This window comes from Tatumella sp. UBA2305 (genome assembly GCF_002345795.1).
Lineage (GTDB): Bacteria > Pseudomonadota > Gammaproteobacteria > Enterobacterales > Enterobacteriaceae > Tatumella > Tatumella morbirosei.
The window spans coordinates 1-26,205 of the sequence record NZ_DDVT01000021.1; the positions used below are offsets into that span (position 1 = coordinate 1).

Below are 26,205 nucleotides of genomic sequence, written 5' to 3' on the forward strand. Positions count from 1 at the left end.
GCGGTACTCTGACCCTGAGCGGTGACAATACCTACACTGGCGGCACCAGCCTGTCAGCCGGTGAAATTGATGTCAGCAATAACAGCGCATTGGGAACCGGTAGCCTGGCCATGGCTGACGGCACCACTCTCGGCTTTACCACCGGTGATCTGAATCTGGCTAACGCCGTGGCTTTGAGCGGCACAGGCACCTTCGCCACCGGCAACAACAGCGAAACACTGAGCGGTGTGATTTCAGGTGACGGCGGGCTGGCGAAAACCGGCAGCGGTACTCTGACTCTGAGTGGTGATAACACCTACAGCGGTGGTACTTCACTGTCGGCCGGTGAAATTGATGTCAGCAACAACAGCGCGCTGGGAACCGGCAGTCTGGCCATGACTGACGGCACCACTCTCGGCTTTACCACCGGTGACCTGAATCTGGCGAACGCCGTAGCTCTGAGCGGCACCGGCACCATCGCCACCGGAAACAACAGTGAAACACTAAGCGGTGTGATTTCAGGTGACGGAACGCTGGCTAAAACTGGCAGTGGTACTCTGACTCTGAGCGGTGACAACAGTTATACCGGCGGTACAGACCTTAACGCAGGTGAAATTGATGTCAGCAATAAAAGTGCACTGGGAACCGGCAGCCTGGCAATGGCTGACGGTACCACCCTTGGCTTTACTACAGGGGATCTGACACTGGCGAATAACATCTCGCTGGGTGGCCTGAATGCGTCAATCGCCACCGGTGATTACAGTGAAACCCTGTCCGGCGATATTACCGGCGCAGGGCAGATTGTTAAAACTGGCAGCGGTACTCTGACTCTGAACGGTGATAATACCTATAGTGGCGGCACAACTCTGTCAGCCGGTGAAATCGATGCCGGTAACAACAATGCTCTGGGCAGCGGTTCACTTGCCATGACCGATGGTACGATTCTGGGCTTCAGTGCTTCAGATCTTAACCTGGCAAATGCGGTCAGCCTGACCGGTACAGGTATTGTCGCCACCGGCAGCAACAGCGAAACGCTGAGCGGTGTAGTTTCCGGTGACGGCGGGCTTGCGAAAACCGGCAGCGGTACACTGATCCTCAGTGGCAATAATACCTACCACGGCGGTACTGAACTGTCCGCCGGGGAAATTGACGTCGCCAACAGCAGTGCTCTGGGCAGCGGTAAACTGACCATGCTGAAAAATACCGTGCTTGGTTTTGTCACCGATAAACTTCAACTGGCGAATAATATTCTGCTGAATGGCGTCAACACTCTGTTCAAAACAGGCAGCAATACCGGAACACTATCAGGCACCGTGTCCGGCGAAGGTGAACTCACCAAGAATGGCAGCGGCACGCTGGTCCTGACCGGTGACAACACTTACAGCGGCGGTACCTCACTGAGCGAAGGTGAAATTGATGTCGGCAGCAACAGTGCACTCGGTAGCGGTCAGCTGTCCATGGCGGATAACACCACCCTCGGCTTTGCGGCTGACGGTCTGCAGCTGGCAAATAACGTGGCCCTGACCGGCGACTCCGCGGTGGTTAACACCGGCAGCAACAGTGAAACCTTAAGCGGTGTGATTTCCGGCGACGGTGAGCTGCATAAAACCGGCAGCGGTACTCTGACCCTGAGTGCTGACAGCACCTACAGCGGCGGTACCCTGGTCTCTGCAGGCCGGGTGAACGTGGCGACCGGTGATGCACTGGGTACCGGCACCCTCTCTCTGGCTGACGGCACCACCCTGGGCTTTGCAGCCGATGACCTGACACTGACAAACAATATCGCCTTTACCGGTGACCAGGATCCGACCATCGACACCGGGGCTTACACCTCCACCCTGGCCGGTGACATCAGCGGTGCGGCAGACCTGACCAAAACCGGGTCCGGGACCCTGATCACCACCGGCGACAACAATACCTACAGCGGTGCCACCACGGTTGCTGAAGGCACCCTGCAGGCTGGCAGCACCGGCACCTTCAGCAGTGCGTCTGCCTACACGGTGGACTCCGGAGCCATGCTGGATCTGAACAGCTTCTCACAGACCGTTTCCGCGCTGAATAACAACGGACTGGTTTCCCTGAGTAACAGCGGTTCAGCCGGCACCACACTGACGGTGAACGGTGATTACACCGGCGATAACGGTACCCTGTCACTGAACACTGTGCTGGGCGGCGATGACAGCCTGACCGATAAACTGATTATTAGCGGGGCAGCTTCCGGCACCACTAATGTGGTGGTAAATAACAGTAACGGTTCAGGAGCGCAGACGCTGGAAGGGATCGAGGTTATCGAAACCGGCAGCTCCACTGCGGATGCCTTTGTGCAGAGCGGCCGTATTGTGGCGGGTGCCTACGACTATCACCTGCAGCAGGGTAATGCTTCCGGGGCCAACACCAGTGACTGGTATCTGACCAGTACCCCCAGTGGTAACACCGGTACAGATACCGGCAACGAAGTTCACACTTACCGTCCAGAGGCCGCCAGCTACACGGCCAACCTGGCGGCGGCGAACACTATGTTCTCCACTACCCTGCATGATCGTTTAGGCGAAACCCAGTATACCGATGCCCTGACCGGCGAGAAGAAAGTGACCAGTATGTGGATGCGTAACCTCGGGTCACATAACAAATTCTCCATGTCAGACGGCCAGAACAAAACCTCGGCTAACCGCTATGTGCTGCAGATTGGCGGCGATATTGCGCAGTGGTCTGCCAGCGGTCTGGATCGCTTCCATGTCGGTGTGATGGGCGGCTACGGCAACCAGCACAGTAACAGCCATAACAGCCTGACCGGATATGATTCCAAAGGTGATATTCACGGTTACAGTGCCGGTCTGTACGGCACCTGGTACCAGAATGACGCCGATAAAACCGGCCTGTATGTTGACAGCTGGGCACTGTACAACTGGTTTGATAACGATGTTCAGGGCCATGGACTTGCCAGTGAAAGCTATAAGAGCAAGGGCTTCACCGCTTCGGTGGAATCGGGTTATACCTTCCACGCCGGCTCGTACGAAACCGCGTATGGCATGACCAATGACTTCTACATCCAGCCGCAGGTGCAGCTGACCTGGCTGGGTGTGAAAGCCAACGACCACACCGAAAGTAACGGCACGCTGGTGCAGGGCGCGGGTAACGATAATCTGCAGGCCCGCGTCGGTACCCGCTTCTACCTGAAAGGGAAAAGTGCGCTGGATAAGAACACCCAGCGTGAGTTCGAGCCGTTTATCGAAACCAACTGGATTTACAACACCAAACAGTACGGTACACGGATGAACGGAGTTTCCGACTACTCACAGGGCAGCCGCAATATCGGCGAAGTGAAAGCCGGGGTAGAGGCGAAAATCAGTAACCGGCTGAATCTGTGGACTACCGTCTCCCAGCAGGTGGGTGGCCACGGATACAGCAATACCCAGGGAGCCGTTGGCCTGAAATATATGTTCTGATTCCGGCAATACTGCTGAAAACACAAAAATGGGCTGAATCAGCCCATTTTTTTTGCCCCTAACCGAACTGACGCGAATTATTTTACGGGCAACTGGCTGTGAGTGCTACACCGTCCGATCTTATCTCCGTCCTCAGGCCACCGCACAGGCAGTGGCCTGAGGGATCATTCTTCGTTCAATGGCCGACGGACAAACAGGCCATAGCGGATAGCCCCCACAATCAGTAATCCGCGCCTTAAGCCATATTTGCCTGGGGAATAGTGTGGTCGTTGAAGAGATGTGCTACAGGTTGCAGAGGGGGGACATTCCGGGCTCTGGCGGCATTATCCCGCCAGACAACCCTGAGGGAGACCAGCAATTACAGGGAGAATCATAAGGAGTAAGCTCTCACCTGGTAGAGCGTCAGCCAGTGTCGATGCCAGCCCTCACATCAACAGGCCTGACGCAGAGCACGCCCCACGACAGGCCCGCGATATGTGCTGTCACACCGGCGGCAGACAGATCAATGGAAGTAGCTGCTCAACGTGCGGAAAATAACGCTGCCGGCAAATACGCCAAAAGCCCCGACAATCCCGGTCATCGTTGGGGGAGCCGGTAAGGGCAGTTTCAGCCAGGTGAAAAATACCCCGACGGACAAGCCCGCCATCAGTGCATAAAATAGCTGCATCATTGCGATCCCCGGGCGGTATTCACCTGCTGCAGAAACTGCTGCAGGATTTTATTCAGATGCAGACAAGTGGCCTCATCTGTCAGTCGCCCTTCCGTCACCTTTTGACCGGCATAGGTAATCACGACTTCCGGTAATGGATAGAGCTGGCACAGCATCGACGCCAGAGTTTCACGCATCTGATACTGTGCCCGCACTCCGCCCAGCATCCCCTGCGACAGAGTGACAAAGAACACCGGTTTTCCGGCCATCACGCTATGAAAAGCCGGTCGGGATAACCAGTCGAGGGCATTCTTTAATCCCCCCGGGATACCATGATTGAACTCTGGCACGACCATCAGCAATGCATCCGCTTCAGCCACCTGACGGCGTGCCCGGATGACCTGTGCCGGGCCATCAGTTGTTTCCAAATCCTGATTATAAAAAGGGAACTCACCAATGCTGAGGGTTTCTGTCTGGGTGCCTGCCGGTAGCATGCTCATCAGAGCGTTCAGCACTATCTTACTCAAAGAGTCCTGGCGCAGGCTGCCGGCATATCCGGCAATTCGTAAAGGGGGGGTTGTCATCGCTTAATCTCCCGGTTGCTTTTTCACCATTCACTGTGATTGGCATTATGACGAAATAAGTGATAAAAACATTCGTGAATCGGACAACTTTCGCCGGGATACAGCCATGTTGCCAGCTTTGCCGGAAATCAGGGAAGTGTTTCACCCTGCAGGCACCTCTCTCAGACTTCATCAGCATCCTGAAGGACAGTTAACCTTCGTCATACAGGGAACTTCAACCATTATGACCCGTGAAGGCTGGTGGCTGGCCTCTCCGGGCCAGGCTATCTGGATCATTCCGCAATGTCCTCACAGTGCCTCGTACAGCGAATCTTCACAGGTGATTCAGTTGATGTTGCCAGAGTCGCTGGCAGGCGGCCTGCCCGCAGGCTGTAAGACACTGAATGTTTCCAGCCTGCTGCGGGAACTGTTACTGGAAGCCCTGATGTTCCGTCGCCCGGGACGCGATAGTAGTGATACCAGCCTGATCTGGCAGCTGATACTGCATCAGGTCACCCATGCTCCGGAGACCCTGACCCTGTTTATTCCCCAGGGGCAGGACCGGCGATTACAACAAGTCACCTGGTATCTGAAGCAGAACCCGGGGAATGAGCAAACCCTGCCTGAACTGGCGGAGCAGCATGGTTGCAGTAGCCGGACACTGGCACGATTATTCCGTTCTGAAACCGGCATGACATTCACCCGCTGGCGCGATCACCTGCGGGTCATTACGGCGGTAGACAGGCTGAGCCAGGGACAGCCTCTGCACAGGGTAGCGACAGAGCTGGGATATCAGTCAGCCAACAGCTTTTCAACCATGTTTAGCCGCTTGCTGGGGGCACCACCGGGGCGCTATATGAGACAACTGGCGGTCACAGAAACGATCTCCGGCCGCCGGTCAGAGCGATAAAACAGTTTCCGGCAGAAATGGCTCTGCCGGAAGAAGATTAGACATACAGAGAGGCTTCACCCAGCGGTCGGGTTTTAAATCGCCGATGGACCCACATGTACTGCTCAGGGGCACGCATGATCTCTTTCTCGATCACCCGGTTCATATAAGCCGCAGCCATCATTTCGCTGGAGGGAAAATCCTGCAATGGTGCTTCGATGTGCAGCTTATAGCCTTTACCGTCAGGTTTACGCACCAGGGTAATGGTCAGCAGCGCGGCATGTGACAGTCGTGACAGCACATAAGTCCCGTTGGTGGTCGCCACATTATTCACCCCGAAGAACGGGACGAATGAACTGCCTTTACTGCCATAGTCCTGGTCAGGGGCAAACCAGACGGCTTCGCCCTGTTTTAACTTTCCGACCATGCCACGCAAATCACGGCGGTCAATCATCTCTTTATTGGAACGTAACCGGCCACGGGTCTGTACCCACTCCATCAGCGGATTATTGTGTGGACGGTAGGTGGCCATCATTGGCTGACAAATTCCCATCACCCTGCCGCCCAGTTCCAGCGACATAAAGTGAACACCCACACACATCACCCCCCGGCGCCCGGACTGGGCATCACGCAGATTTTGCAGGCCTTCGACATCAAACCATTTGCGGATCCGTTTGTCGGACCAAAACCACGCCATGCCGGTTTCGATCAGTCCGAGACCCAGAGACTCAAAATTTCGTTGCAGAAAAATATCCTGATCCTGCTGACTCATGCCGGGAAAGCACAACCGGATATTCTGGCTGGCGATAGATTTTCGCCGTTTAAGAAAAGGCTGCGACCAGGAACCCAGCCGTTTGCCGAGTGCCAGCAACAACGGATAAGGGAGCTTCACCAGACACCACAGAAAGCCAATGCCCAGCCACAACATTAAATACTTTGGATTCAAAAAGCTGAACCGGAACCCTTTACTCTTTTTCATACCACTACCACCAATTCATAAGCAGACATCGAGCTATGTCCGGTAACTCAGACAAACTGGCGGATAAATAATTCAGGTACCATAATGTAACAATTTAGGTCAGCAACTATAATGGCCAGCACTCCATGGTAGGTTTTTTAGCTAACAGAGGGAACTGGAAAAGTGAGTGCTTACGCAGAATTACTGTTTTTTTACCTTATCCATAACATTTGTGCTGATATTTGTAAAAATACCACGCCGAAACAGGGTGGCTCCCTTGTCAATTCTGCTGCCACCTCCCTCCTGTAGTTCAAAATTTTTGCCGACAACCGCCCTAAAAGCAGATTTATCTGTATGACCGGCTCACTCAGTGAGCTGTGATTTCAGACAATTTACCCCGGGGAGATATTTATCAGTCCGAAGCCAAAATACATTAGAACAACAACTGTTTTTTCAGATTTTGCCGGGACTCACCCCCGTCGTTGTTTCCGGGTTGAAGCTAAAGCTGCGATACTCCCAACCACTCAATGATTTTCCCGGGTAAAAGGTAGCTGGATGACACAGTCTGTTAAATTCGCCGGAGCTGTCGTACTGACAGGGATCATTTCCGGTGTGGGGGGAATGCTGCTGGCGATGTTACTGCATGCCATTCAGCATCTGGCCTTTGGTTACAGTCCGGACGCTATTATCAGCGCCGAAAGTTTTTTACAGGGTGTCAGCGACGCCAGCCCTGAACGCCGGGTCATTGCGCTTCTTTGCGGCGGGCTGATCGCGGGGATTGGCTGGTGGTTACTGGCCCGTTATGGTAAACCCCGGGTATCAGTGGACGCGGCAGTAAAAGATGTCAGTCGGCCAATGCCATGGATAACCACCTTTATCCATGCTCTGTTGCAGATCATCACTGTCGCGCTGGGATCTCCGTTGGGCCGTGAAGTCGCCCCGCGCGAAATTGGCGCTCTGGGGGCGACTTCGCTCACCCGGGGACTGAAGCTGGATGCCGGACAGAGCAAAGTGCTTATCGCCTGCGGAGCCGGGGCTGGTCTGGCCGCCGTGTATAACGTGCCACTGGCCGGGGCGATTTTCACCCTGGAAGTCCTGCTGATCTCTTTTCGCTGGAACTGCGTGCTGCCTGCGATGGTGACTTCATCGGTTGCGGCACTGGTCGCCAGCTTTGGTCTGGGAACTGGCTCGCAATATCATTTTTCTGCGCCCACTGCCGGTACTACGCTGATTGTCTGGGCCATCGTGACTTCGCCGATTTTTGGTTATGCCGCACATCTGTTTCGTCGCTATACCGCTCATGCCCGCAAAGGTATTAAAACCAACTGGCAGATGCCGGTGCTGTGTCTGGTCAGCTTCGGCCTGACCGGCCTGCTGTCCGTATGGTTTCCACAATTACCGGGCAACGGTAAAGGTCCGACTCAGCTGGCCCTGCACGGTGATTTACAGGGGATGCTGCCCGTATTACTGCTGCTGTTTAAGCTGGTGCTGGTCTGGGGAGTATTACGTGCCGGTGCCGAAGGTGGGGTACTGACCCCGGGGTTTACGGTGGGTGCCTTGCTGGCCAGTATTCTGTTTAGTCTGTGCTCCGGATTTCTGCCAGCGGCTGATCAAGGGTCGATAGCGCTGATCGGTGCTGCCGCGTTTCTGGCGTCGTCGATGCAGATGCCACTGACTACGGTGTTACTGGCCGCAGAATTTACCCGCATGGACAGCTCACTGGTGATCCCGGTCGTACTGGCCGTGGGAGGTTCCTTTGCCGTCTGCTGTGCGATAGAAAAACGGGCCAAATAACCCGGGCCCCCTGACCCGCATAATCCCCTGTTGCCCGGGGTGACCAAAATTAACCTCAGGGCACGTAAGGCCTGACGGCAAGGAACAGTCCTTTAGGTCAGGCCTTAAGAGTGCAGTAAGGGGCGTTGAGCTCCGCACTCCGCTTACTGGCGGGTTTGGGTCCAGCCACCACCCAGTACTTTATACAGGGTGATTTTCTGCGTCAGCATGCCCAGGTGTGCCGCAATCTGTGACTGCTGAGCGGTATACCAGGAACGCTGGGCCACCAGCACGGCCAGATAGTCATCAATTCCTTCCCGGTAGCGCAGCTGTGAATAACGGTAATCCCGCTCTCCGGCATCCGCTTCCTGAGTGACGGCCTGCAACTGGTTAGCCCAGGTATCCTGGCCTGCCAGTTGGTCGTTAACTTCCTGGAATGCGGTCTGGATGGTTTTCTCGTAGTTGGCGATATCCACCCGTTTTTCCAGTTTAGCGATATTCAGGTTTGCCTGGTTCACACCACCGTCAAAGATTGGCAGGCTGATAGTTGGCAGGAATTCCCAGGCACCGGTACCTCCCCCCAGAAGATGACTTAATGAACCACTGGTCGATCCGCCGCTGGCGGTCAGGCTGATACTTGGGAAGAACGCAGCCCTGGCCGCACCAATATTGGCATTGGCCGCTTTCAGGGTATGTTCTGCCGCAATAATATCCGGGCGACGGGTCAGCAAATCAGAAGGCAATCCGGCTGGGGTCGGCGGGAAGTTCCAGTGACTGTTCAGTGTCGCCCCCGCCAACAGGGTTGGAGGCAGGTCAGTACCCACTAACAACCGCAGGGCATCCACATCCTGACGTACCTGGCGGGTATAATTCGCCACATCTGCCTGAGCACTTCGCAGTGTCATTTCGGCTTCGGCCAGATCCTGATCACTGCTGACCCCGCCGTCATAACTCATTTTGGTCAGACGGTACGAATCCTGCTGGCTCTGCACGGTTTCCTGTGCCAGATGCAATAAATCGTTATCTGAACAGAGCGTCAACCATGAGGTCGCGACTTCCGCAATCAACGAAATACGGGTGGCCTGCTCAGTGGCGGCTGTCGAAAGATAAGTTTCCTGAGCTTCATCTTTCAGGCTGCGTAAACGGCCGAAGAAGTCCAGCTCCCAGGAAGATACCCCCAGTCCCGCATTCAGTTCATGGTCTGTGACCGCTCCGGTACTCTTAGTGCTGTAGAGCCCGGCCGGCAGATGTTCGGTGGTAGAGGAAGCGCTGGCAGTAATGGTTGGCATTAACGCGGCGCGGTTGATGGTGACCTCATTACGAGCCTCCTCCACATTCAGCGCCGCTACCCGCAGATCCCGGTTGTTATCCAGCGCCAGCTGGATCAGGTTCTGCAACTTCGGATCAGTAAAGAATTGCTGCCAGGACAAATCGGCCACATTACCTACCGGTGTTGCCATGTTGTAACTGGCATCTACCGGCATGGCCGGGCGTTGATAATTGGGCTGCAAAGAGCAGCCCGCCAGCCCCAGGGCGGCTACCATCGGCAGCAGCTTCCATGAGAGGGGTTTAATCATCATGTTTACTCACCTCAACAGGGTGTTTATTCTTCCTGCCAGAGAAAAATTGAGACACCACAACATAGAACATAGGGACAAAGAAGATTGCCAGGAAAGTCGCGGTCAGCATTCCCCCGACAACGGCTGTACCGATCGAATGCTGGCTACCGGCACCGGCACCATCGGAAATAGTGAGTGGGAATACCCCGAGAATAAAGGCCATTGAGGTCATAATGATTGGCCGGATACGCATCTGAGCAGCGTCTTTTGCGGCCTCAATATACGATTTACCTTCCCGTTCGTGAGCTTCTTTCGCAAATTCCACAATCAGGATGGCGTTTTTCGCCGCCAGCCCGATGGTCGTCAGCAAACCGACCTGGAAGAATACGTCATTACTCAGCCCGCGAATTAACACCGCGGCAATGGTTCCCAGTACCCCTAACGGGACCACCAGGATCACTGAGAACGGAATTGACCAGCTCTCATACAGTGCCGCCAGGCACAGGAACACCACCAGGATAGACAGCCCGTACAGCGCATAGGTCTGGTTACCGGAAGCCTGTTCCTCGTAAGAGATGCCGTACCACTGAACACGGAAACCAGACGGCAGTTGTTTCGCTATCTGCTCCATCGCTTTCATGGCCTCACCCGTACTGTAGCCGGGTGCCGGAGAGCCCTGAATCTCTTCAGACTGCAGACCGTTAAACCGTTCATAGTGCGGAGAACCACTGACCCATTTACCACTGCCGAAGGCAGACCACGGAACCATATCGCCGGCACTGTTACGGAAGTACCACTTATTCAGGTCTTCAGGCGTGACACGGGAACTCGCTTTCCCCATCAGATAGACTTTTTTCACCCGTCCGTGATACATAAACTGGTCTACATAGCTGGAGCCCCAGGCGACGGAAATGGTGTTGTTAATATCCGTCAGACTCAGCCCCAGTGCGCTGGCACGTTCATCATCGATGATTAACTGGTACTGTGGCTCATCTTCCATACCGTTAAGGCGCACACCGGCAAGGCGTGGATCTTTGTTCGCCAGTTCAATCAGCTTATTCGCCGCAGCCATCATCTGCAGGTGACTATGCGCGCCGGTATCCTGCAGGTACATATCGAACCCGGTAGCATTACCCAGTTCCAGTACCGCAGGCGGAACCATCGCGATAATCTTCGCATTTTTATAATTGGCGAAATGCGCGGTCGTCCTGGCGGCCACATTGAACACACTGTCTCCGGCTTTGGTGCGCTTGCTCCAGTCTTTCAACAATACGAAGGCCATACCACTGTTCTGACCACGACCGGCAAAGTTAAAGCCATTAACCCCAAATACACTGCCGACCAGACCCCCTTCATCCTTAAGCAAATAAGCGTTCAGATCGTTAATCACCTGCTGAGTCCGTTGCGCGGATGCGTTGACGGGTAACGTCATCTGCACCATCATCAGCCCCTGATCCTCGTTAGGCAGGAAGGTCGTCGGCACCCGGGTAAACAGGAAGCCAGTCACTCCGACAATGATCAGGTAGACCAGCATAAACAGACCACGGCGAGACAAAATACCGTTCACCCCACGCCGGTACTGCAGAGTCCCGCGTTCAAAGTTACGGTTGAACCAGCCGGCCAGCCCACGGGTTTTGGTTTCTGCCGCGGTGGGTTTCAGGATAGTTGCACACAGCGCCGGGGTAAAAATCAGCGCCATCAGCACCGACAGCCCCATCGCCGAAACGATAGTCACGGAGAACTGGCGGTAAATGACCCCGGTCGATCCGGAGAAGAAGGCCATCGGTAATAATACCGCCGACAGGACCAGCGCAATCCCGAACAGTGCCCCCTGGATCTGTTGCATCGATTTTATGGTCGCGGCCTTCGGATCCAGGTGCTCTTCATGCATGACCCTCTCGACGTTTTCCACCACCACGATGGCATCATCCACCAGCAAGCCTATCGCCAGCACCATACCGAACATCGTCAGGGTGTTGATGCTGTAGCCGAAGATTTCCAGGATACCGAAAGTCCCCAACAGTACGACCGGAACCACCAGTGTAGTAATCATGGTAGCGCGCAGGTTCTGCAGGAAGATCAGCATCACGAAGAAGACCAGCACAATCGCTTCAATCAGCGTGTGTACCACATCGTTGATCGAGGCACTCACTACTGGAGCGGTGGTGTATGGGTAAACCACCTGGACACCCGCCGGCAGAGAACTTTTCAGACCCTCGACCGTTTGTTGTACCGCTTTCGAGGTATCCAGCTCATTGGCTCCGGTCGCCAGTTCAATCGCAATACCGGCGGAAGGCATACCATTCAGTGTGGCGTTAATGGTATAGGCCTGCGGACCTAACGACACATTAGCCACGTCTTTCAGGCGGATTTGCGAACCGTCAGAATTGACTTTCAGCAGCACATTCCGGAACTGGTCCACCGTGGTAAAACGGGACTTACCAAGAATAGTGGCCTGAGTTTTAGCGCCGGGAATGGTCGGTAAACCTCCTAACTGTCCCGCCGAGACCTGCACGTTCTGGTTGTCTATCGCGGTGCTGACATCGCTGGGAATCAGGTTGTATTTATACAGTTTGGCCGGGTCCAGCCAGATACGCATCGCATATTCGGCCCCCATCACCATAAAGTCACCCACCCCGGGGGTCCGGGAAATCGGGTCTTCCAGTTTAGACACCAGCAGGTCCGCCAGGTCACCATTACTCAGCTTGCCGTCTTTGGAAATCAGACCAACCACCATCATGTAGTTTTTCTGATACTTACGGATACGGATACCCTGATCCGTTACGCTGCTCGGTAACTGCGATTCGGCCAGCGACACACGGTCCTGTACCTGCACCTGAGCGATATCGGGATTGGTTCCCTGATTAAAGGTGGCGATAATCTGGGCGCTACCATCACTGCTGGTCGTCGATTCCAGATAACGTAAACCATCCAGACCGTTTAGCTGCTGCTCAATAACCTGAACGACAGTGTTCTGGGTGGTTTCGGCGCTGGCACCCGGGTAAGTCACCGATACTGATATCGCCGGAGCAGCAATATTCGGATACTGGTTAACCGGCAGATTGAGCGTAGAAATCGCCCCCACCAGCATGACGATAATCGCAATGACCCAGGCGAAGACAGGCCGTTCAATAAAGAACTTAGACATCAGGCCTCCTTATTGTGCCGCAGCATCAGTCATCGACAGATTGACTTTGCCCGCCACCGGAGTGTCATTGGTATCCGCTGCCACCGTTTTGACTTTGCCGCCGACGTGTACACTCTGCAACCCGTTGACAATCACCTGCTGCCCGGCAGATAACCCCTGAGTGATCAGCCATTTCTCACCAATCATCTCGCCGGTAGTCACACTCTGCTGAGCCACGGTGCCATCCTTCTGCACCAGATAAACATAAGGCAGCCCTTTGTCATCATGCATGATGGATTCCTGAGGCACCAAAATCCCCTGTTGCTGGATGGCCTGTGGCAGGCTGGCATGCACAAACATACCGGGTAATAACTCATCATGTGGGTTCGGGAAGACAGCCCTCAGCACGACGGTGCCGGTGGCCTCATTGACGTTAACTTCAGAGAAGGCCAGCTTGCCTTCCAGAGGATATTCGCTGCCATCTTCCAGTTGCAGACGAACTGCCGCTTCGTTATCTCCCACTTTCTCCAGTTTGCCTTCCGCCTGAGCACGGCGCAGACGCAGCAGATCGGCAGAGGATTCACTCACATCCACGTAAATCGGATTGAGTTGTTGGATAGTGGCCAGATAATCGGTCTGGCCGTTTGTGACCAGGGCACCTTCGGTATACAACGAACGACTGATATGGCCGGAGAACGGTGCTCTGACCTGAGTGTAATTCAGGTTAACACGGGCCGTTTCCAGATCAGCCTTCGCCTCACGTTCGGCGGCTACAGCATCCTGATATGTTTGCTGGCTGACTGCATGGGCGGCGGCCAGCGGCTGATAACGTTTGCTGAGCATCTCATCATTTTGCCAGGTAGCCAGGGCTTTATCATAAGCCGCCTGGTAAGTCGCCGGGTCAATCTGATACAAAGGCTGGCCCTGCTTAACTTCGCCCCCTTCGGTAAACAGGATTTTTTGAATGACACCACTGACCTGGGGTCTGACTTCCGCGGTTTTCACGGCATCTGTCCGGCCCGGTAACCGGGTAAATAAAGTCACTGGCTCACTTTTCAGGGTGATCGTACCAACCTCGGGTGGTGCCGATGAAGCTGGCTGTGAAGCCCCCTGGTCACAGGCTGTCAGTAAAAATACCGCACTGACAGAAAGAAATTTCAATCTCATAATTTATCTCAACATGGACAGGGAAAAAGAAAATGACCTGATTTTTTTCATGATATGCCATCAGAAAAAAGTAAATTTGACGTCTGTTGTAAAGATTTCGTGAAGCATCATTGCAAAAAGAAACCAGTCACAGGCGGTCTCTGAAACGGCCGGATATGTCCGAAAATACCGCCAGGAATAAGCTTTTTCGTGATAATCCTGCATTCAGGCATGATAATAATCAGGTGTTATTATTTACGGGAAAGCTGAATTTACCGCTTACCTGATAGCAGAAATAAAATAACCTACATGAATTGGCTGGCCGATGTCTCACATAAAACATCAAGCTTTTGATAATAAATATGAACAACTAAGAATTATGTTAATAGCCAGATATTACGGGTGTATAATACAGCAAGTGTCTGACGTGGGGATATTCAGGGGATTTACCGAAAGAAAAAACCCGGATGGCCGGAGACTCCCTTGAACAGGATTCACCTAAAAATAACGGATAATAGCGTACCCTGATGAATTCTGCGGAGTGGATTTGTAACCACATTCACTTTTCGCTACATTTACTCTTATGATTTTACCGGTGATAGTTATCGCCCCGGTTGCCCGCACCACTTATTACCGGCGGACTCCCAAAACCTGAAAAAATAATCAGCAAGCCGTCATTAAGTAAAACAAAATCGACAAAGATGTAGCAGCAAAGTAAAAATCAAACGTAAAGATGAATAGCGCATTAAATGAAAAAATAAATTCTGATAATCAGTCTATACCGGTTCATTCAGAATTTCAGAAACAATAATCAGTAAAATGAAATAAGAAAATAATATCTCCGCCGGGTAAACTCATATTTACCCGGCAGCCAGCAGATTATTATCCTGTCCCGCTTTATTCCTGCGCTTTATTAATCGCTGCCCGAATAATATCTGCGGAGACATATCCGGGAATAACTGTGACCTGGTCTGCTTGCGCATTACCGCCGGAAGGCATCACGACCATCGCCGGGGTCCCGCCAAATCCCAGCTTCAATGCCAGGCTGTTCACTGACTCCAGTTCCTTATCCACAACCGGTGCTATTTGCCCGGCAAATCCTGTGGCTTGTGCGGCCACCCGGATATCATTGTCTGTCAGAGTGCCCTCGGTTTTCCCGGAAGAAAACACCGCCTGGTGATATTGCATATAGGCATCGTTCCCTTTCTGACGCCAGATTTGCAACCCGGTTTTGGCGGCAGCCAACGAGGCAGGCCAGCGGCTGGCAAAAATTGGCCAGTCCTTAAATACCACCCGAAGTTGAGGATTATTACGGGTCACTTCGCTGATTTCATTTTGCAACCGGCCACAATACATACACTGATAGTCAAAAAACACTACCAAAGTCACAGGGGCATCTGCCGGCCCCACCACCGGCGACACCGTTTCTCCGGTTAATAATTGTTGTTGTTCCACTGCAACTTTTAGCTGCCCGGGGTTGTTGTCCCGGTATTCCCATAACTGTGCGGCAGCGTCCTCAGACGCGCCATAGGCAAGTGGCATCAGGGTCAGACACCCTAACCCCGCCATCAGGGCAATACACAATCGCTGTATTCCTGTCACTTTATTCATTACTAATATTCTCGCTGTTGCCGGACTCTGCCTGCCGGCAGGCCACTGTGAAGACAAATAGGTATAAACTGCTGCGATTACGCAGGAATTTCACAGGATTGTAACTTACCGGCCGATCGCCAATCCCTGCCGGGATCAAAGTTATGTTTAAAAATTACCCAACAGGTCCCTGAAAACAAACAGGGGATTCGCGGAAACGCCATCACGGAATCAGGAACATGAGTTAACCGATTGGGGGATCTCAGTCTGCGGTTTTGTCCCTGTTATGGAAGGGCATGCTACTATGAACAGATGTCAGGCATTTTTACAGGAGCAGCCGTGCTTTCTTTCATTACCCCGATAATGGCGCTGGTGATTGGCTGGCGTTTTATCTTACATCTGCCACTTCCTGCCACCCTCAGAGTTTTAATTTTTGTCTTTGTCCTACTGATTGCGGAATGCCATCTGATCTACCGCCGGCTGTTTGGCAATATGTTTTCGCCGGAATTTCCACAACCGGTGATGGTGGCCATCAATGCACTATTTGGCGCAGAAATTCTGTTTACTCTGCTGTTGGCGATTCAGGCATTGTGCAGTCTGGTTGCCTGGCTGGCGGGACACCCGCTGTTACGCACCCAACAAATCAACGGAGTGTTATTGCTGATTTCGCTGGTGGTGGCCGGTTATGCCGCCTGGCAGGCGGTGAAGGTGCCGGCAGTAAAAAAGGTGACCGTGAAAATCGCCCACCTGCCGGCAGCCTTTGAAGGCTATCGTCTGGTACAACTGACAGACCTGCACGCCAGTTCCCTGCTGCGCAGCCGGTGGATGACACAGGTGGTACAGCGGACTAATGCCCTGAACGCCGATTTAATTACCATGACAGGAGACATTGCCGATGGTACCGTCGAGAACCGACGTCAGGACGTCGCCCCGTTGAAAGCGTTAAGGGCTAAAGATGGCGTTCTCGCTATTCCCGGCAATCACGAATATTACGTCGACTTCGATGGATGGATGAAAGAGGTCGCATCGCTGGGAATGCAGGAACTGCAGAACCAGTCGGTACGAATCTTCCGCGGCAGTGACAGTATTGTGGTGGCAGGTGTCACCGATGAAGCGGCCCTGCGTTTTTCAAAACCTGGCCCCTCATTAGATGAAGCACTGCAGGGAGTCACGGCAGAGGATACAGTGATTCTGATGGATCACCGGCCGGTCAATGCCAGACAGAATGCGGAGGCCGGGGTAGATCTGCAACTGTCCGGGCATACCCATGGCGGAATGGTGCCAGGGCTGGATTTACTGGTGAAGCGAGCCAATCATGGATTTTATTCCGGCGAATACCGGTTGGGCCGAATGCTGCTGTATGTCAGTAACGGCTCCGGACTGTGGAATGGCTTTGCCTTGCGGCTCGGACATCCCTCAGAAATCACGCTATTTACTCTGCAAAAAGGCTAACGCACTGCCGCAATTTTTACCGGTCAGTGCTGCTTTTTGTTAAGTCATTTTACTGCATCCTGCCAGGATGAAGGTTCCCGATGCCATCAATACTCAGAGGAACAGCCAATGAACATTGATCTTTCAGGAAAAACTGCTCTGGTCACCGCCTCTACCGGCGGTATTGGTTTCGCCATCGCCCGGGGGCTGGCCGAAAGTGGCGCCGAAGTGGTGATTAATGGCCGCAGCGAACAGCGGGTGCAACAGGCCATTGCCGACATTCAGTCCCGGCTGCCGTCAGCAAAACTGCGGGGTATTGCTGCAGACTTAAGCCAGCCCGAAGGTGTGGAACAACTGACTGCAGCACTGCCACACACCGATATTCTGGTGAATAATGCCGGGATCTACGGCCCTCAGGATTTTTTTAAGACCGATGATGCACTGTGGGAAAGTTACTGGCAGACCAACGTGATGTCCGGGGTGCGTCTGTCCCGCCATTATCTGCCGGCAATGACCGCGAATCAGTGGGGCCGGGTGGTATTTATATCATCTGAATCCGCACGCAACATCCCTGCTGACATGATCCATTATGGGGTCAGTAAAACGGCGCAACTGGCACTGTCCCGGGGTCTGGCGAAACGGGTGGCCGGCAGCGGTGTCACGGTGAACAGCGTCCTGCCCGGACCGACATTGTCTGAAGGTTTTCACGATATGCTGGCGGAAGAGGCACAGCGTACCGGTAAAACTATTGAAGAGTTTGGCAAAGAATTTGTCATGGCTAACCGCCCTTCGTCGGTGATCCAACGGCCGGCAAGCGTCGATGAAGTCGCCAGCATGGTGGTCTATATCTGTTCTAAGCAGGCATCGGCCACCTCCGGTGCCGCATTACGGGTGGATGGTGGTGTGGTGGATGATATTCTCTGACATCGTCTGATACCTGCCTGCCCTGTCCTGGTAACAGGGCGGGTTATCCTGTGCATTTTCCCCTCCTTGCTGTCCGTTTTTATACATTCCCACTGCACTACCTTGATTCAGTTGCACCGAAGCATGCCTTTTCTCCTGACCTGCCCTCTGTTCCCACCCGACAGAAAAAACCTATCCTTATGATTTTAAATAATTTTAATTATTTTATTAAAACTGGCATATATCCTGCTTTGTTAGCGGAGTGACAGAGCGTCACCAAATGACAGCTAACTAACATTGGGCCTGTAATGAATACCAGCTCCGGATTTTTCAAAACGATCGAAGAGGCTTTCAGCCATCAGACGCCGAGCGATAAGCGGATCAGTGCCTGGCTGCTCAGCAATCGCGAACAGATCCCGTATGAAACGGCCGATAGTATCGCCCGTGCCACCGGCACCAGTGGCATCACCGTTGGGCGGTATCTGAGAAAACTGGGATTCAGAAACCTGGAGGATGTAAAAAACATTCTGCGTGAAGTTCCGCAAACCTCCTACAAACCCTGGGGAGTGATCGACAGGCTGGACTCCTGGGAACAACAGAAGTCATTGCCGGACCGCGCCAGCCAGTCATTACAAATGGAGCTGGATGCGATTAAATATGTTTATCAGCTGGCGCAGTCTGAAATCTTTAGCCGCGTCAGCCAGCAGATCGCCACTGCCGATGCAGTCATCGTGTTAGGGGTGCAGTCCACCCGGGGTCTTGCCCATACCTTCTTCAGCCACCTGGAATACCTGCGACCCCGCGTCAGTTATGCCGATGGCAGTTCCGGTAGCTGGCTGGAATCGCTGAATTCTGAATATAAAAATCCGTATGTGATTCTGACCGACACCCGCGCTTATTCTGCGGCCGCCCGCCAGTTTTGTGAGGTCGCTTCAAGGTCTGGTGTTCCGACCGCGCTGGTTACCGATATCTGGTGCCCGTGGGCGCGGGATTACAGCGTCGATCTTCTGCAGGTAAAAACCGATACCGGCAACTTCTGGGACTCTCTGGCCCCCATAAGCTGCCTGTTTAATCTTCTGCTGTCGGCAGTGGTCGGACAAATCGGGCCGGGTATTTCAGACCGGCTTGCCCGCAACCGCCGTTTGCAGCAGGAATTTGGTCAGTTCGAACGCTAACCTCTCAGGGACTTTTAGATGACTCAGGAAACACAACTTGTCGATATTGCAGAGCAATTTCCGCAACTGCTGATCGATATGAAATATGCCACCGCCGATAATATTACCCATCAGCCGATTTACAGTAGTTCGCAGTGTCTGCTGCATCCGGAAGCTGCCGCAGCGCTGTCCCGCAGCATCAATATCGCTGAGCTGTCAGGCTTCAGAATTCTGGTACTGGATGCCTATCGGCCACAACAGGCCCAGCAACTGCTGTGGAATGCCTGCCCGAATCAGGACTATGTGGTACCCCTGTCACAGGGTTCAAATCACAGCCGTGGCACGGCCATCGATGTCACCCTGGTGGATGACAGCGGGCAGATTCTCGATATGGGAACCGGCTTCGACGAAATGAATGAACTGTCTCACCCTTACCATCCGGCACTTAGCCAGAGATTCCAGCGTAATCGCCTGCTGCTCAACGCCATCATGTTCGGCGGGGGATTTACCGGAATAGCCACTGAATGGTGGCATTTCGAATTACCGGGAGCGGCGGCCTATCCGCTTATCGATGATGTTTTCCCTTGTATTAGCCCGGCACAGACTGACGGAGTATTTCCATGAAAATTAAGTTCACCGCTACCGGGGGCGTATTGCCTCTGCTTATCGCCGCTATCATCACCTCAGCGACTGCGCCGGTTCTGGCCGCAGTGCCAAAAAATATGTTGGTGATCGGTAAAGCCGCCGATCCTCAGACGCTCGACCCGGCAGTCACTATTGATAACAACGACTGGACCGTCACCTACCCGGCCTATCAGCGGCTGGTAAAATATAAAACCGAAAATGGCAAAGGAGCGACCGATGTCGAAGGTGACCTGGCACAAAGCTGGAAGAGTTCAGCAGATGGTAAGGTCTGGACCTTTACTTTACGTAAAGGGGAGGAGTTTGATGACGGGACCCCGGTGACCGCCGAAGCCGTTAAACTGTCCTTTGATCGCCTGATGCGACTAAAACAAGGTCCTTCGGAAGCCTTCCCTGACGGGCTGAAAGTGGAAGCCCTGGATCCGCAGACGGTGCAGTTTACTCTGCCTGCCCCATTTGCCCCCTTCCTGTTCACCCTGGCCAACGACGGTGCTTCAGTCATTAACCCGGCGGTCCTGAAAGCTAATGCCGCCGATGATGCCCGTGGCTACCTGGCAGAACATACCGCCGGTTCCGGAGCCTATATGCTGCAACGCTGGCAGAAAGGTCAGCAGTTGGTATTAGTCCCTAACCCACATTTTGCCGGACCGAAACCTGCCTTTAAACGGGTTGCAGTGAAAATCATCAGTGAAAGCGCCGCCCGTCGTCTGCAACTGGAGAAAGGCGATATTGATGTTGCCGACTCATTGCCGGTGGATCAGTTTGCCGCACTGAAGAAGCAAAATGAGGTGGCGGTGTATGACTACCCTGCCTTGCGGGTGACCTATCTCTATCTCAATAACAGCAAAGCCCCGTTAAATCAGCCGGATTTACGCCGCGCCATCTCCTGGGCTACCGACTATCAGGGCATGGTTTCCGGTATTCTCGGTGGCAATGGCAAACAGATGCGGGGCCCTATCCCGGAAGGGATGTGGGGTTATGATGCCAGTGCGATGCAGTACTCTCTGGATCTGACTAAGGCCAAAGCAGAGATGGCCAAAGTCTCCGATAAACCGGCCAGCCTGTCATTCCTTTATTCCGACAATGATCCGAACTGGGAGCCTATCGCTTTATCCATGCAGGCAAACCTGAAAAAACTGGGTATCGACGTGAAGCTGGAAAAACTGGCCAATGCCACCATGCGCGATCGTATTGGTAAAGGTGACTACGATATCGCCATTGGTAACTGGAGCCCGGACTTTGCTGACCCCTATATGTTTATGAACTACTGGTTCGAATCCGATAAAAAGGGCCTGCCTGGCAACCGTTCGTTTTATTCCAATCCACAGGTGGATGCGCTGCTAAAACAGGCAGTGGCAACCTCTGACCAGGCAAAACGTACCGCGCTCTACCAGCAGGCGGAAAAAACGGTGATTGCTGATGCGGCCTACGTTTACCTGTTCCAGAAAAACTATCAGGTTGGTATGAACAAATCGGTAAAAGGCTACGTATTCAACCCGATGCTGGAACAAATTTTTAATATTGCAGAGATGAGTAAATAAAAAAATCTTAAGCAATTCGTCCTGATGGTTCGGGGCCGGCTTCGGCCCCGCTAAGGAAGCAATGATGAATTTCTGGAGTTTAATCAGACAACGGAGCTGGGGGTTACTGCTGGTTGTCGCCGGGGTGTGCGTGATTACCTTTATTATCTCGCATCTTATTCCGGGCGACCCAGCCCGTCTGCTGGCAGGGGATCGCGCCAGTGACGAAATCGTTCAGCATATCCGTGAACAGCTGGGGCTGAACCTGCCGCTCTGGCAACAGTTTCTCAGATACGTGGAGCAACTGCTGCACGGTGATCTCGGGACCTCAATCCGTACCGGACGACCGGTGCTGGAAGATCTAAAAACCTATTTTCCGGCCACGCTGGAACTGGCCTGTTGTGCGTTGTTCATCGCCCTGCTGGTGGGTATTCCGTTAGGAGTGCTGTCTGCCGTGTATAAAAATCGCTGGCTGGACCATCTGGTGCGGTTGCTTGCCCTGACCGGCATTTCCACCCCCGCCTTCTGGCTGGGACTAGGAGTGATTGTGTTGTTCTACGGCAAACTGAATCTGCTGCCCGGAGGGGGCCGGCTGGATGACTGGTTAGATCCACCGCACAGGGTCACCGGTTTTTACCTGATTGACTCACTGATTAGCGGCGATATGGACGTGTTCGTCAATGCGCTGCAACATTTGATTTTACCGGCCACGACTCTGGCTTTTGTGCATCTCGGTATCGTCGCGCGGCAGATCCGTTCCGCCATGCTCGAACAACTGAGTGAAGATTATATCCGTACCGCACGGGCCAGTGGCCTGAGCCAGTTTAGCGTGGTGGTGCGTTATGCCTTACCTAATGCGTTGATCCCTTCGGTGACCGTACTGGGACTGGCGCTGGGGGATTTGTTGTACGGTGCGGTGCTGACCGAAACCGTGTTCGCCTGGCCCGGGATGGGGGCTTATGTCGTCAGTTCTATTCAGGCGCTGGATTTTCCGGCGGTAATGGGCTTTGCGATTGTCGTCTCGTTTGCTTATGTGCTGGTCAACCTGCTGGTCGACCTGTTGTATCTATGGATTGACCCGCGTATGGGTCGGGGAGCAGAGAAATGACCGTATCCGGCCCGTCAGTCGCCATCAAAAGCCCGTGCCGGCGTAATGGCGTCTGGAGACGACGATTCTGGCTTATCAGCAGAAGTCCGCTGACCCTGGTCGGCGGCGCGATTATTGCCATCATGTTGTTACTGATGATTTTTGGGCCGTGGATCGTTCCTCAGGATCCCGATGCCATTAACCTGGCGGCCAGGTTGCAGCCACCCGGCAGTGCACACTGGTTCGGCACCGATGAAGTAGGACGTGATCTGTTTAGCCGGGTGATTGCCGGCGCCCAGCAGTCCGTGGCCGCCGGGCTGGCCGTGGTATTGATTGCCGGGATAAGCGGGTCACTGCTTGGCTGTTTGTCCGGCGTACTGGGAGGACGCGGCGATGCGCTGATTATGCGGCTGATGGATATTATGTTATCCATTCCGTCGCTGGTACTGACGATGGCGCTGGCGGCAGCCCTGGGTCCAAGCCTGTTCAATGCCATGCTGGCAATCGCAATTGTCCGAATTCCATTTTATGTCCGGCTGGCGCGGGGTCAGACACTGATTGTCAGGCAGCATACCTTCGTCGAAGCATCGAAAACCTTTGGCGCTTCCCGCTGGCATCTGATCAGCTGGCATATTCTGCGCAATGCTTTGCCCCCGTTGGTAGTTCAGGCCTCGCTGGATATTGGCAGCGCCATTCTGATGGCCGCAACATTAGGATTTATTGGTCTGGGAGCCCAGCAACCCACGGCGGAATGGGGGGCGATGGTGGCCGTAGGCCGTAATTATGTGCTTGACCAGTGGTGGTATTGTACCTTCCCGGGCGCCGCGATTCTGATTACCGCCATCGGCTTCAATCTGTTTGGCGACGGAATTCAGGATCTGCTTGATCCTAAATCCGGAGGACGGAATTAATGAATCACAGAGTGTTAACCATCGAAAATCTGCGGCTGAGTTTTCCCGTTTATCAGGGCGAAGTCAGTGTACTCAATAATGTGTCATTGCATATTAATGCCGGAGAAATTGTCGGTGTGGTCGGTGAGTCCGGTTCAGGAAAATCAGTGACAGCCATGCTGTCTATGCGGCTGATCCCACAAAACAGCTACCGGGTTCACAGTGGCAGTATAGAACTGCTGGGGACTGATGTGCTGCGCGCCAGTGAAACAGGAATGCGTAAACTGCGTGGCAATAAAGTCGCCATGATATTTCAGGAACCGATGACCGCCCTCAATCCGACACGACGTATCGGTCGGCAGATGGAAGACGTTATCCGCCAGCACCGCCCCCTGAACCGGAAACAGGCGCGGGAACGGGCGATAGAATTGTTAAGTGATATGCAGATTGCAGACCCGACAACCGTTATGCAACGTTACCCGTTTGAATTATCCGGCGGGATGCGTCAGCGGGTGATGATAGCTCTGGCCTTCTCCTGCGATCCTGAACTGCTGATTGCCGATGAACCCACCACGGCACTGGACGTCACAGTTCAGCGCCAGGTACTGCGTTTACTCAAACAAAAAGCTACAGCCACCGGAACCGCCGTGCTGTTTATCAGCCATGATATGGCGGTGGTCTCTCAGGTCTGTGACCGGCTGTATGTGATGTATGCCGGTTCAGTGATAGAAAGCGGCCCGACCGCTCCCCTGCTCAGTACCCCTGCTCACCCCTATTCTGCCGGGTTACTGAGTTGTTCACCGGAAGGCAGCACTCCCCGGGCGGAACTGACCTCTATTCCCGGGACGGTCCCCAACCTGGCTAAACTACCGTCTGGCTGTGCTTTCCGCGAGCGCTGTTTTGCCGCCGGTACCGCCTGCGGTTCGATTCCGGCATTACAGCCTCAGACATCACCTGCCAGACAGGTTGCCTGCTGGTATCCTCAACCGGAGAACCCTCATGTCTGATACCTTATTAGCACTCAGTAACGTACAGGTTAATTTTCCGGCCAAAACCAACTGGCGGGGAAAAGCGACAGAATTTGTGCACGCCCTTAACGGACTGGATATGCAGATCCGGCGTGGCGAAACCTTAGGGATTGTCGGTGAGTCAGGATGTGGGAAAAGTACCCTGGCAAAATTGCTGATGGGCATGCTAAAGCCAAGCTCCGGCACGGTAGAACTCACCCGAACCCCAAACTCCTGGCTGGGGCGGGGAATGCAGATGGTATTTCAGGATCCACTGTCCTCGTTAGATCCAAGGCTGCCGGTCTGGCGAACCATAACCGAACCGGTGTGGATACAGTCTCACAGTTCTGAAAAACAGCGCCGGGCCCTGGCCAGCGAACTGGCGGAAAAAGTGGGAATACGTCCCGAGTATCTGGACCGGCCGCCGCACGCTTTCTCCGGCGGTCAACGGCAACGCATTGCCATCGCACGCGCCCTTTCAGGCCAGCCTGACATTATGGTGCTGGATGAACCCACTTCCGCGCTGGATATTTCGGTACAGGCACAGATTCTGAATTTGCTGGTTGAACTGCAACAACAACGGAATCTCACCTACGTCCTGATTTCCCACAATGTGTCGGTGGTTCGCCATATGAGTGACCGGGTCGCGGTGATGTACCTGGGACAGATCGTCGAAATTGGCGAGGCGGCTCAGGTGCTGGATTCCCCGCAACACCCCTACACCCGGCTGCTGATGGATTCTGTGCCACGCATTGGCGCAAGTCTGGAAGGCGTACCGGATAACAGCGAACTCCCGGGTAACCGTCACCTGCCGGAAGGATGCTATTTCAGGGAACGCTGCCCGTATGCCAGCGCTCAGTGCAGGCAACCGCAGCCGTTGCGTAACCTGTCTGACGGGCATGCGGTTCGTTGCCATTTACCGGAGTAAACGGCCTGAGCATCACCAGCCCGCGACTGGCTAAGCGTTGATATCAGTCAGCGGCTGGTGAATCCGGAAAGCGACCTTATCAGGATGATTGACGGATACCAGATACTCCAGCGGAACCCCTGCAGAATCGCTGATTACGCCTTTATAAATCAGCGCAGGCGAATCGGGCGGAGCCTGTAATAATGACAACTCTTCCTCGTTCATCTTGCCGGCCCGAATCGTACCTTCATCCGCCGCAATAGTGACGCCGTAGTGCCCGGTCAGCAAGCGATACAGTGACCCATGTTGTTCCAGTATCTCTGCCGTCAGACCAGGCACCCGCTCTGCAGGCAGATAACTGGTTTCGATACAAAAGGGCACCCCATCCGCCATTCTCAGTCGTTTCAGCATAATGACCGGTGCAGTCAGCGGAATATGCAGGATTCTGGCCATGCCCTGACTGGCGGGAATCTGTTGGAAGTAAAGTAACCGGCTGCCTGCGGAGGCGCCATTAACGGTGGCTATCTGACTTATCCCCTGGATTACCGGCTGAATGAGTGGCCGCTCAAACATAATATTCTTCAGCCATGTTCCCTGATTGCCTCGTCGTTCGAGCACCCCCTGGTCAACTAACTCTGTTATCAGCTTACGCAGCGTTGCGCGACTGACACCGATGAGTTCCGCCAGTTCGCGTTCGGCGGGGATCTGGTCTCCCGGGTTAAATTCGGTCCCGGATAGCAAGGCATGAATTTTTTCTCTGGCATCGAGATAACTTTTTCTGAGCCGACGCGGGGAATTCTGTGGGGTCATCATGGTCTGTTTTCAGTATCTGTCTGAAGGTTAAACGGCCCCCCATGGTCTGATTTAATTCCCTCTGTTGCAACCCTTTTTTTGGCCATCCCGGCACCCTCTGCGCTCACCCAATCCAGACCACGATTCATATTAATTCCTTATATTTTAATATTTTATAAAATTTAATTGCATC

At 53.7% G+C, this 26,205-nt stretch carries 20 protein-coding genes; 12 read left to right on the forward strand and 8 right to left on the reverse strand.

Translation table 11 applies throughout. From position 1 onward, the window contains the following. Positions 1-3,425, forward strand: a 3,425-nt coding sequence (locus B3Z23_RS13945; protein WP_294911163.1) for an autotransporter outer membrane beta-barrel domain-containing protein, incomplete at its 5' end; no start/stop codon positions are given. Positions 3,426-3,927: 502 nt separating this feature from the next. Here the strand turns inward: B3Z23_RS13945 and B3Z23_RS13950 are convergent. Further along, positions 3,928-4,095, reverse strand: coding sequence for a XapX domain-containing protein (locus B3Z23_RS13950; protein ID WP_294911166.1), 168 nt, complete (start codon positions 4,093-4,095; stop codon positions 3,928-3,930). Beyond that, positions 4,092-4,658, reverse strand: coding sequence for an NADPH-dependent FMN reductase (locus B3Z23_RS13955; RefSeq protein WP_294911168.1), 567 nt, complete (start codon positions 4,656-4,658; stop codon positions 4,092-4,094). The genes B3Z23_RS13950 and B3Z23_RS13955 overlap by 4 nt, the downstream gene beginning before the upstream one ends. 106 nt (positions 4,659-4,764) lie before the next feature. Between B3Z23_RS13955 and B3Z23_RS13960 the strand changes: the two genes are divergently transcribed. Then, positions 4,765-5,547, forward strand: coding sequence for a helix-turn-helix domain-containing protein (locus B3Z23_RS13960; RefSeq protein WP_294911171.1), 783 nt, complete (start codon positions 4,765-4,767; stop codon positions 5,545-5,547). 37 nt (positions 5,548-5,584) lie between these two features. On the opposite strand, the gene lpxP is transcribed toward B3Z23_RS13960, so the two are convergent. Continuing rightward, positions 5,585-6,505 carry a kdo(2)-lipid IV(A) palmitoleoyltransferase gene (gene lpxP, locus B3Z23_RS13965; RefSeq protein ID WP_038017291.1) on the reverse strand — a complete coding sequence of 307 codons (921 nt, stop codon included), beginning with the start codon at positions 6,503-6,505 and terminating at the stop codon, positions 5,585-5,587. A 534-nt stretch (positions 6,506-7,039) separates the two neighbouring features. Here lpxP and B3Z23_RS13970 point away from each other — a divergent pair. After that, positions 7,040-8,278: a chloride channel protein gene (locus B3Z23_RS13970; protein ID WP_294911177.1), complete on the forward strand. Its 1,239-nt coding sequence runs from the start codon at positions 7,040-7,042 to the stop codon at positions 8,276-8,278. A 143-nt stretch (positions 8,279-8,421) separates the two neighbouring features. On the opposite strand, the gene B3Z23_RS13975 is transcribed toward B3Z23_RS13970, so the two are convergent. The 4 genes from B3Z23_RS13975 to B3Z23_RS13990 all read right to left on the reverse strand — a co-directional run bounded on the left by B3Z23_RS13975 (position 8,422) and on the right by B3Z23_RS13990 (position 15,700). Next, on the reverse strand, positions 8,422-9,837 hold the full coding sequence (locus tag B3Z23_RS13975) for an efflux transporter outer membrane subunit (protein ID WP_294911180.1): 1,416 nt from the start codon (positions 9,835-9,837) through the stop codon (positions 8,422-8,424). Further along, positions 9,827-12,964, reverse strand: coding sequence for an efflux RND transporter permease subunit (locus B3Z23_RS13980; RefSeq protein ID WP_294911183.1), 3,138 nt, complete (start codon positions 12,962-12,964; stop codon positions 9,827-9,829). Before B3Z23_RS13980 ends, B3Z23_RS13975 begins: the two co-directional genes overlap by 11 nt. 9 nt (positions 12,965-12,973) lie before the next feature. After that, positions 12,974-14,110, reverse strand: a complete 1,137-nt coding sequence (locus tag B3Z23_RS13985) for an efflux RND transporter periplasmic adaptor subunit (RefSeq protein ID WP_038017285.1) — start codon at positions 14,108-14,110, stop codon at positions 12,974-12,976. A gap of 876 nt (positions 14,111-14,986) precedes the next feature. Next, complete coding sequence (locus tag B3Z23_RS13990; RefSeq protein WP_294911188.1) at positions 14,987-15,700, reverse strand: DsbA family protein; 714 nt, start codon at positions 15,698-15,700, stop codon at positions 14,987-14,989. 318 nt (positions 15,701-16,018) lie between these two features. Here B3Z23_RS13990 and B3Z23_RS13995 point away from each other — a divergent pair, with 318 nt between their 5' ends. The 9 genes from B3Z23_RS13995 (at position 16,019) to B3Z23_RS14035 (ending at position 25,241) form a co-directional block, all read left to right on the forward strand. Then, positions 16,019-17,131, forward strand: coding sequence for a metallophosphoesterase (locus B3Z23_RS13995; RefSeq protein ID WP_294911191.1), 1,113 nt, complete (start codon positions 16,019-16,021; stop codon positions 17,129-17,131). A gap of 108 nt (positions 17,132-17,239) precedes the next feature. Beyond that, positions 17,240-18,034: an SDR family NAD(P)-dependent oxidoreductase gene (locus tag B3Z23_RS14000; RefSeq protein ID WP_294911193.1), complete on the forward strand. Its 795-nt coding sequence runs from the start codon at positions 17,240-17,242 to the stop codon at positions 18,032-18,034. Positions 18,035-18,321: 287 nt separating this feature from the next. After that, entirely contained in the window at positions 18,322-19,188 is an 867-nt protein-coding gene (locus tag B3Z23_RS14005) for a MurR/RpiR family transcriptional regulator (RefSeq protein WP_038017279.1), read from the forward strand. A gap of 18 nt (positions 19,189-19,206) precedes the next feature. Beyond that, positions 19,207-19,791 carry a D-alanyl-D-alanine dipeptidase gene (gene ddpX, locus B3Z23_RS14010; protein WP_294911198.1) on the forward strand — a complete coding sequence of 195 codons (585 nt, stop codon included), beginning with the start codon at positions 19,207-19,209 and terminating at the stop codon, positions 19,789-19,791. Beyond that, complete coding sequence (locus tag B3Z23_RS14015; protein ID WP_038017275.1) at positions 19,788-21,350, forward strand: ABC transporter substrate-binding protein; 1,563 nt, start codon at positions 19,788-19,790, stop codon at positions 21,348-21,350. The genes ddpX and B3Z23_RS14015 overlap by 4 nt, the downstream gene beginning before the upstream one ends. A gap of 64 nt (positions 21,351-21,414) precedes the next feature. Further along, positions 21,415-22,437, forward strand: a complete 1,023-nt coding sequence (locus tag B3Z23_RS14020) for an ABC transporter permease (RefSeq protein WP_038017273.1) — start codon at positions 21,415-21,417, stop codon at positions 22,435-22,437. Beyond that, complete coding sequence (gene ddpC, locus B3Z23_RS14025; RefSeq protein WP_294911202.1) at positions 22,434-23,327, forward strand: D,D-dipeptide ABC transporter permease; 894 nt, start codon at positions 22,434-22,436, stop codon at positions 23,325-23,327. Before B3Z23_RS14020 ends, ddpC begins: the two co-directional genes overlap by 4 nt. Further along, on the forward strand, positions 23,327-24,313 hold the full coding sequence (locus tag B3Z23_RS14030) for an ABC transporter ATP-binding protein (protein ID WP_294911204.1): 987 nt from the start codon (positions 23,327-23,329) through the stop codon (positions 24,311-24,313). The genes ddpC and B3Z23_RS14030 overlap by 1 nt, the downstream gene beginning before the upstream one ends. Then, entirely contained in the window at positions 24,306-25,241 is a 936-nt protein-coding gene (locus tag B3Z23_RS14035) for an oligopeptide/dipeptide ABC transporter ATP-binding protein (RefSeq protein ID WP_294911207.1), read from the forward strand. The genes B3Z23_RS14030 and B3Z23_RS14035 overlap by 8 nt, the downstream gene beginning before the upstream one ends. Positions 25,242-25,271: 30 nt before the next feature. On the opposite strand, the gene B3Z23_RS14040 is transcribed toward B3Z23_RS14035, so the two are convergent. Further along, positions 25,272-26,033, reverse strand: coding sequence for a GntR family transcriptional regulator (locus B3Z23_RS14040; protein ID WP_038017266.1), 762 nt, complete (start codon positions 26,031-26,033; stop codon positions 25,272-25,274). Between the last annotated feature and the right edge of the window lie 172 nt (positions 26,034-26,205).

Coding starts and splice junctions, on each gene's coding strand:
- B3Z23_RS13950 (WP_294911166.1), bottom strand. CDS start 4,095: ATGATGCAGCTATTTTATGCACTGATGGCGGGCTTGTCCGTCGGGGTA.
- B3Z23_RS13955 (WP_294911168.1), bottom strand. CDS start 4,658: ATGACAACCCCCCCTTTACGAATTGCCGGATATGCCGGCAGCCTGCGC.
- B3Z23_RS13960 (WP_294911171.1), top strand. CDS start 4,765: ATGTTGCCAGCTTTGCCGGAAATCAGGGAAGTGTTTCACCCTGCAGGC.
- lpxP (WP_038017291.1), bottom strand. CDS start 6,505: ATGAAAAAGAGTAAAGGGTTCCGGTTCAGCTTTTTGAATCCAAAGTAT.
- B3Z23_RS13970 (WP_294911177.1), top strand. CDS start 7,040: ATGACACAGTCTGTTAAATTCGCCGGAGCTGTCGTACTGACAGGGATC.
- B3Z23_RS13975 (WP_294911180.1), bottom strand. CDS start 9,837: ATGATGATTAAACCCCTCTCATGGAAGCTGCTGCCGATGGTAGCCGCC.
- B3Z23_RS13980 (WP_294911183.1), bottom strand. CDS start 12,964: ATGTCTAAGTTCTTTATTGAACGGCCTGTCTTCGCCTGGGTCATTGCG.
- B3Z23_RS13985 (WP_038017285.1), bottom strand. CDS start 14,110: ATGAGATTGAAATTTCTTTCTGTCAGTGCGGTATTTTTACTGACAGCC.
- B3Z23_RS13990 (WP_294911188.1), bottom strand. CDS start 15,700: ATGAATAAAGTGACAGGAATACAGCGATTGTGTATTGCCCTGATGGCG.
- B3Z23_RS14000 (WP_294911193.1), top strand. CDS start 17,240: ATGAACATTGATCTTTCAGGAAAAACTGCTCTGGTCACCGCCTCTACC.
- B3Z23_RS14005 (WP_038017279.1), top strand. CDS start 18,322: ATGAATACCAGCTCCGGATTTTTCAAAACGATCGAAGAGGCTTTCAGC.
- ddpX (WP_294911198.1), top strand. CDS start 19,207: ATGACTCAGGAAACACAACTTGTCGATATTGCAGAGCAATTTCCGCAA.
- B3Z23_RS14015 (WP_038017275.1), top strand. CDS start 19,788: ATGAAAATTAAGTTCACCGCTACCGGGGGCGTATTGCCTCTGCTTATC.
- B3Z23_RS14020 (WP_038017273.1), top strand. CDS start 21,415: ATGAATTTCTGGAGTTTAATCAGACAACGGAGCTGGGGGTTACTGCTG.
- ddpC (WP_294911202.1), top strand. CDS start 22,434: ATGACCGTATCCGGCCCGTCAGTCGCCATCAAAAGCCCGTGCCGGCGT.
- B3Z23_RS14030 (WP_294911204.1), top strand. CDS start 23,327: ATGAATCACAGAGTGTTAACCATCGAAAATCTGCGGCTGAGTTTTCCC.
- B3Z23_RS14035 (WP_294911207.1), top strand. CDS start 24,306: ATGTCTGATACCTTATTAGCACTCAGTAACGTACAGGTTAATTTTCCG.
- B3Z23_RS14040 (WP_038017266.1), bottom strand. CDS start 26,033: ATGATGACCCCACAGAATTCCCCGCGTCGGCTCAGAAAAAGTTATCTC.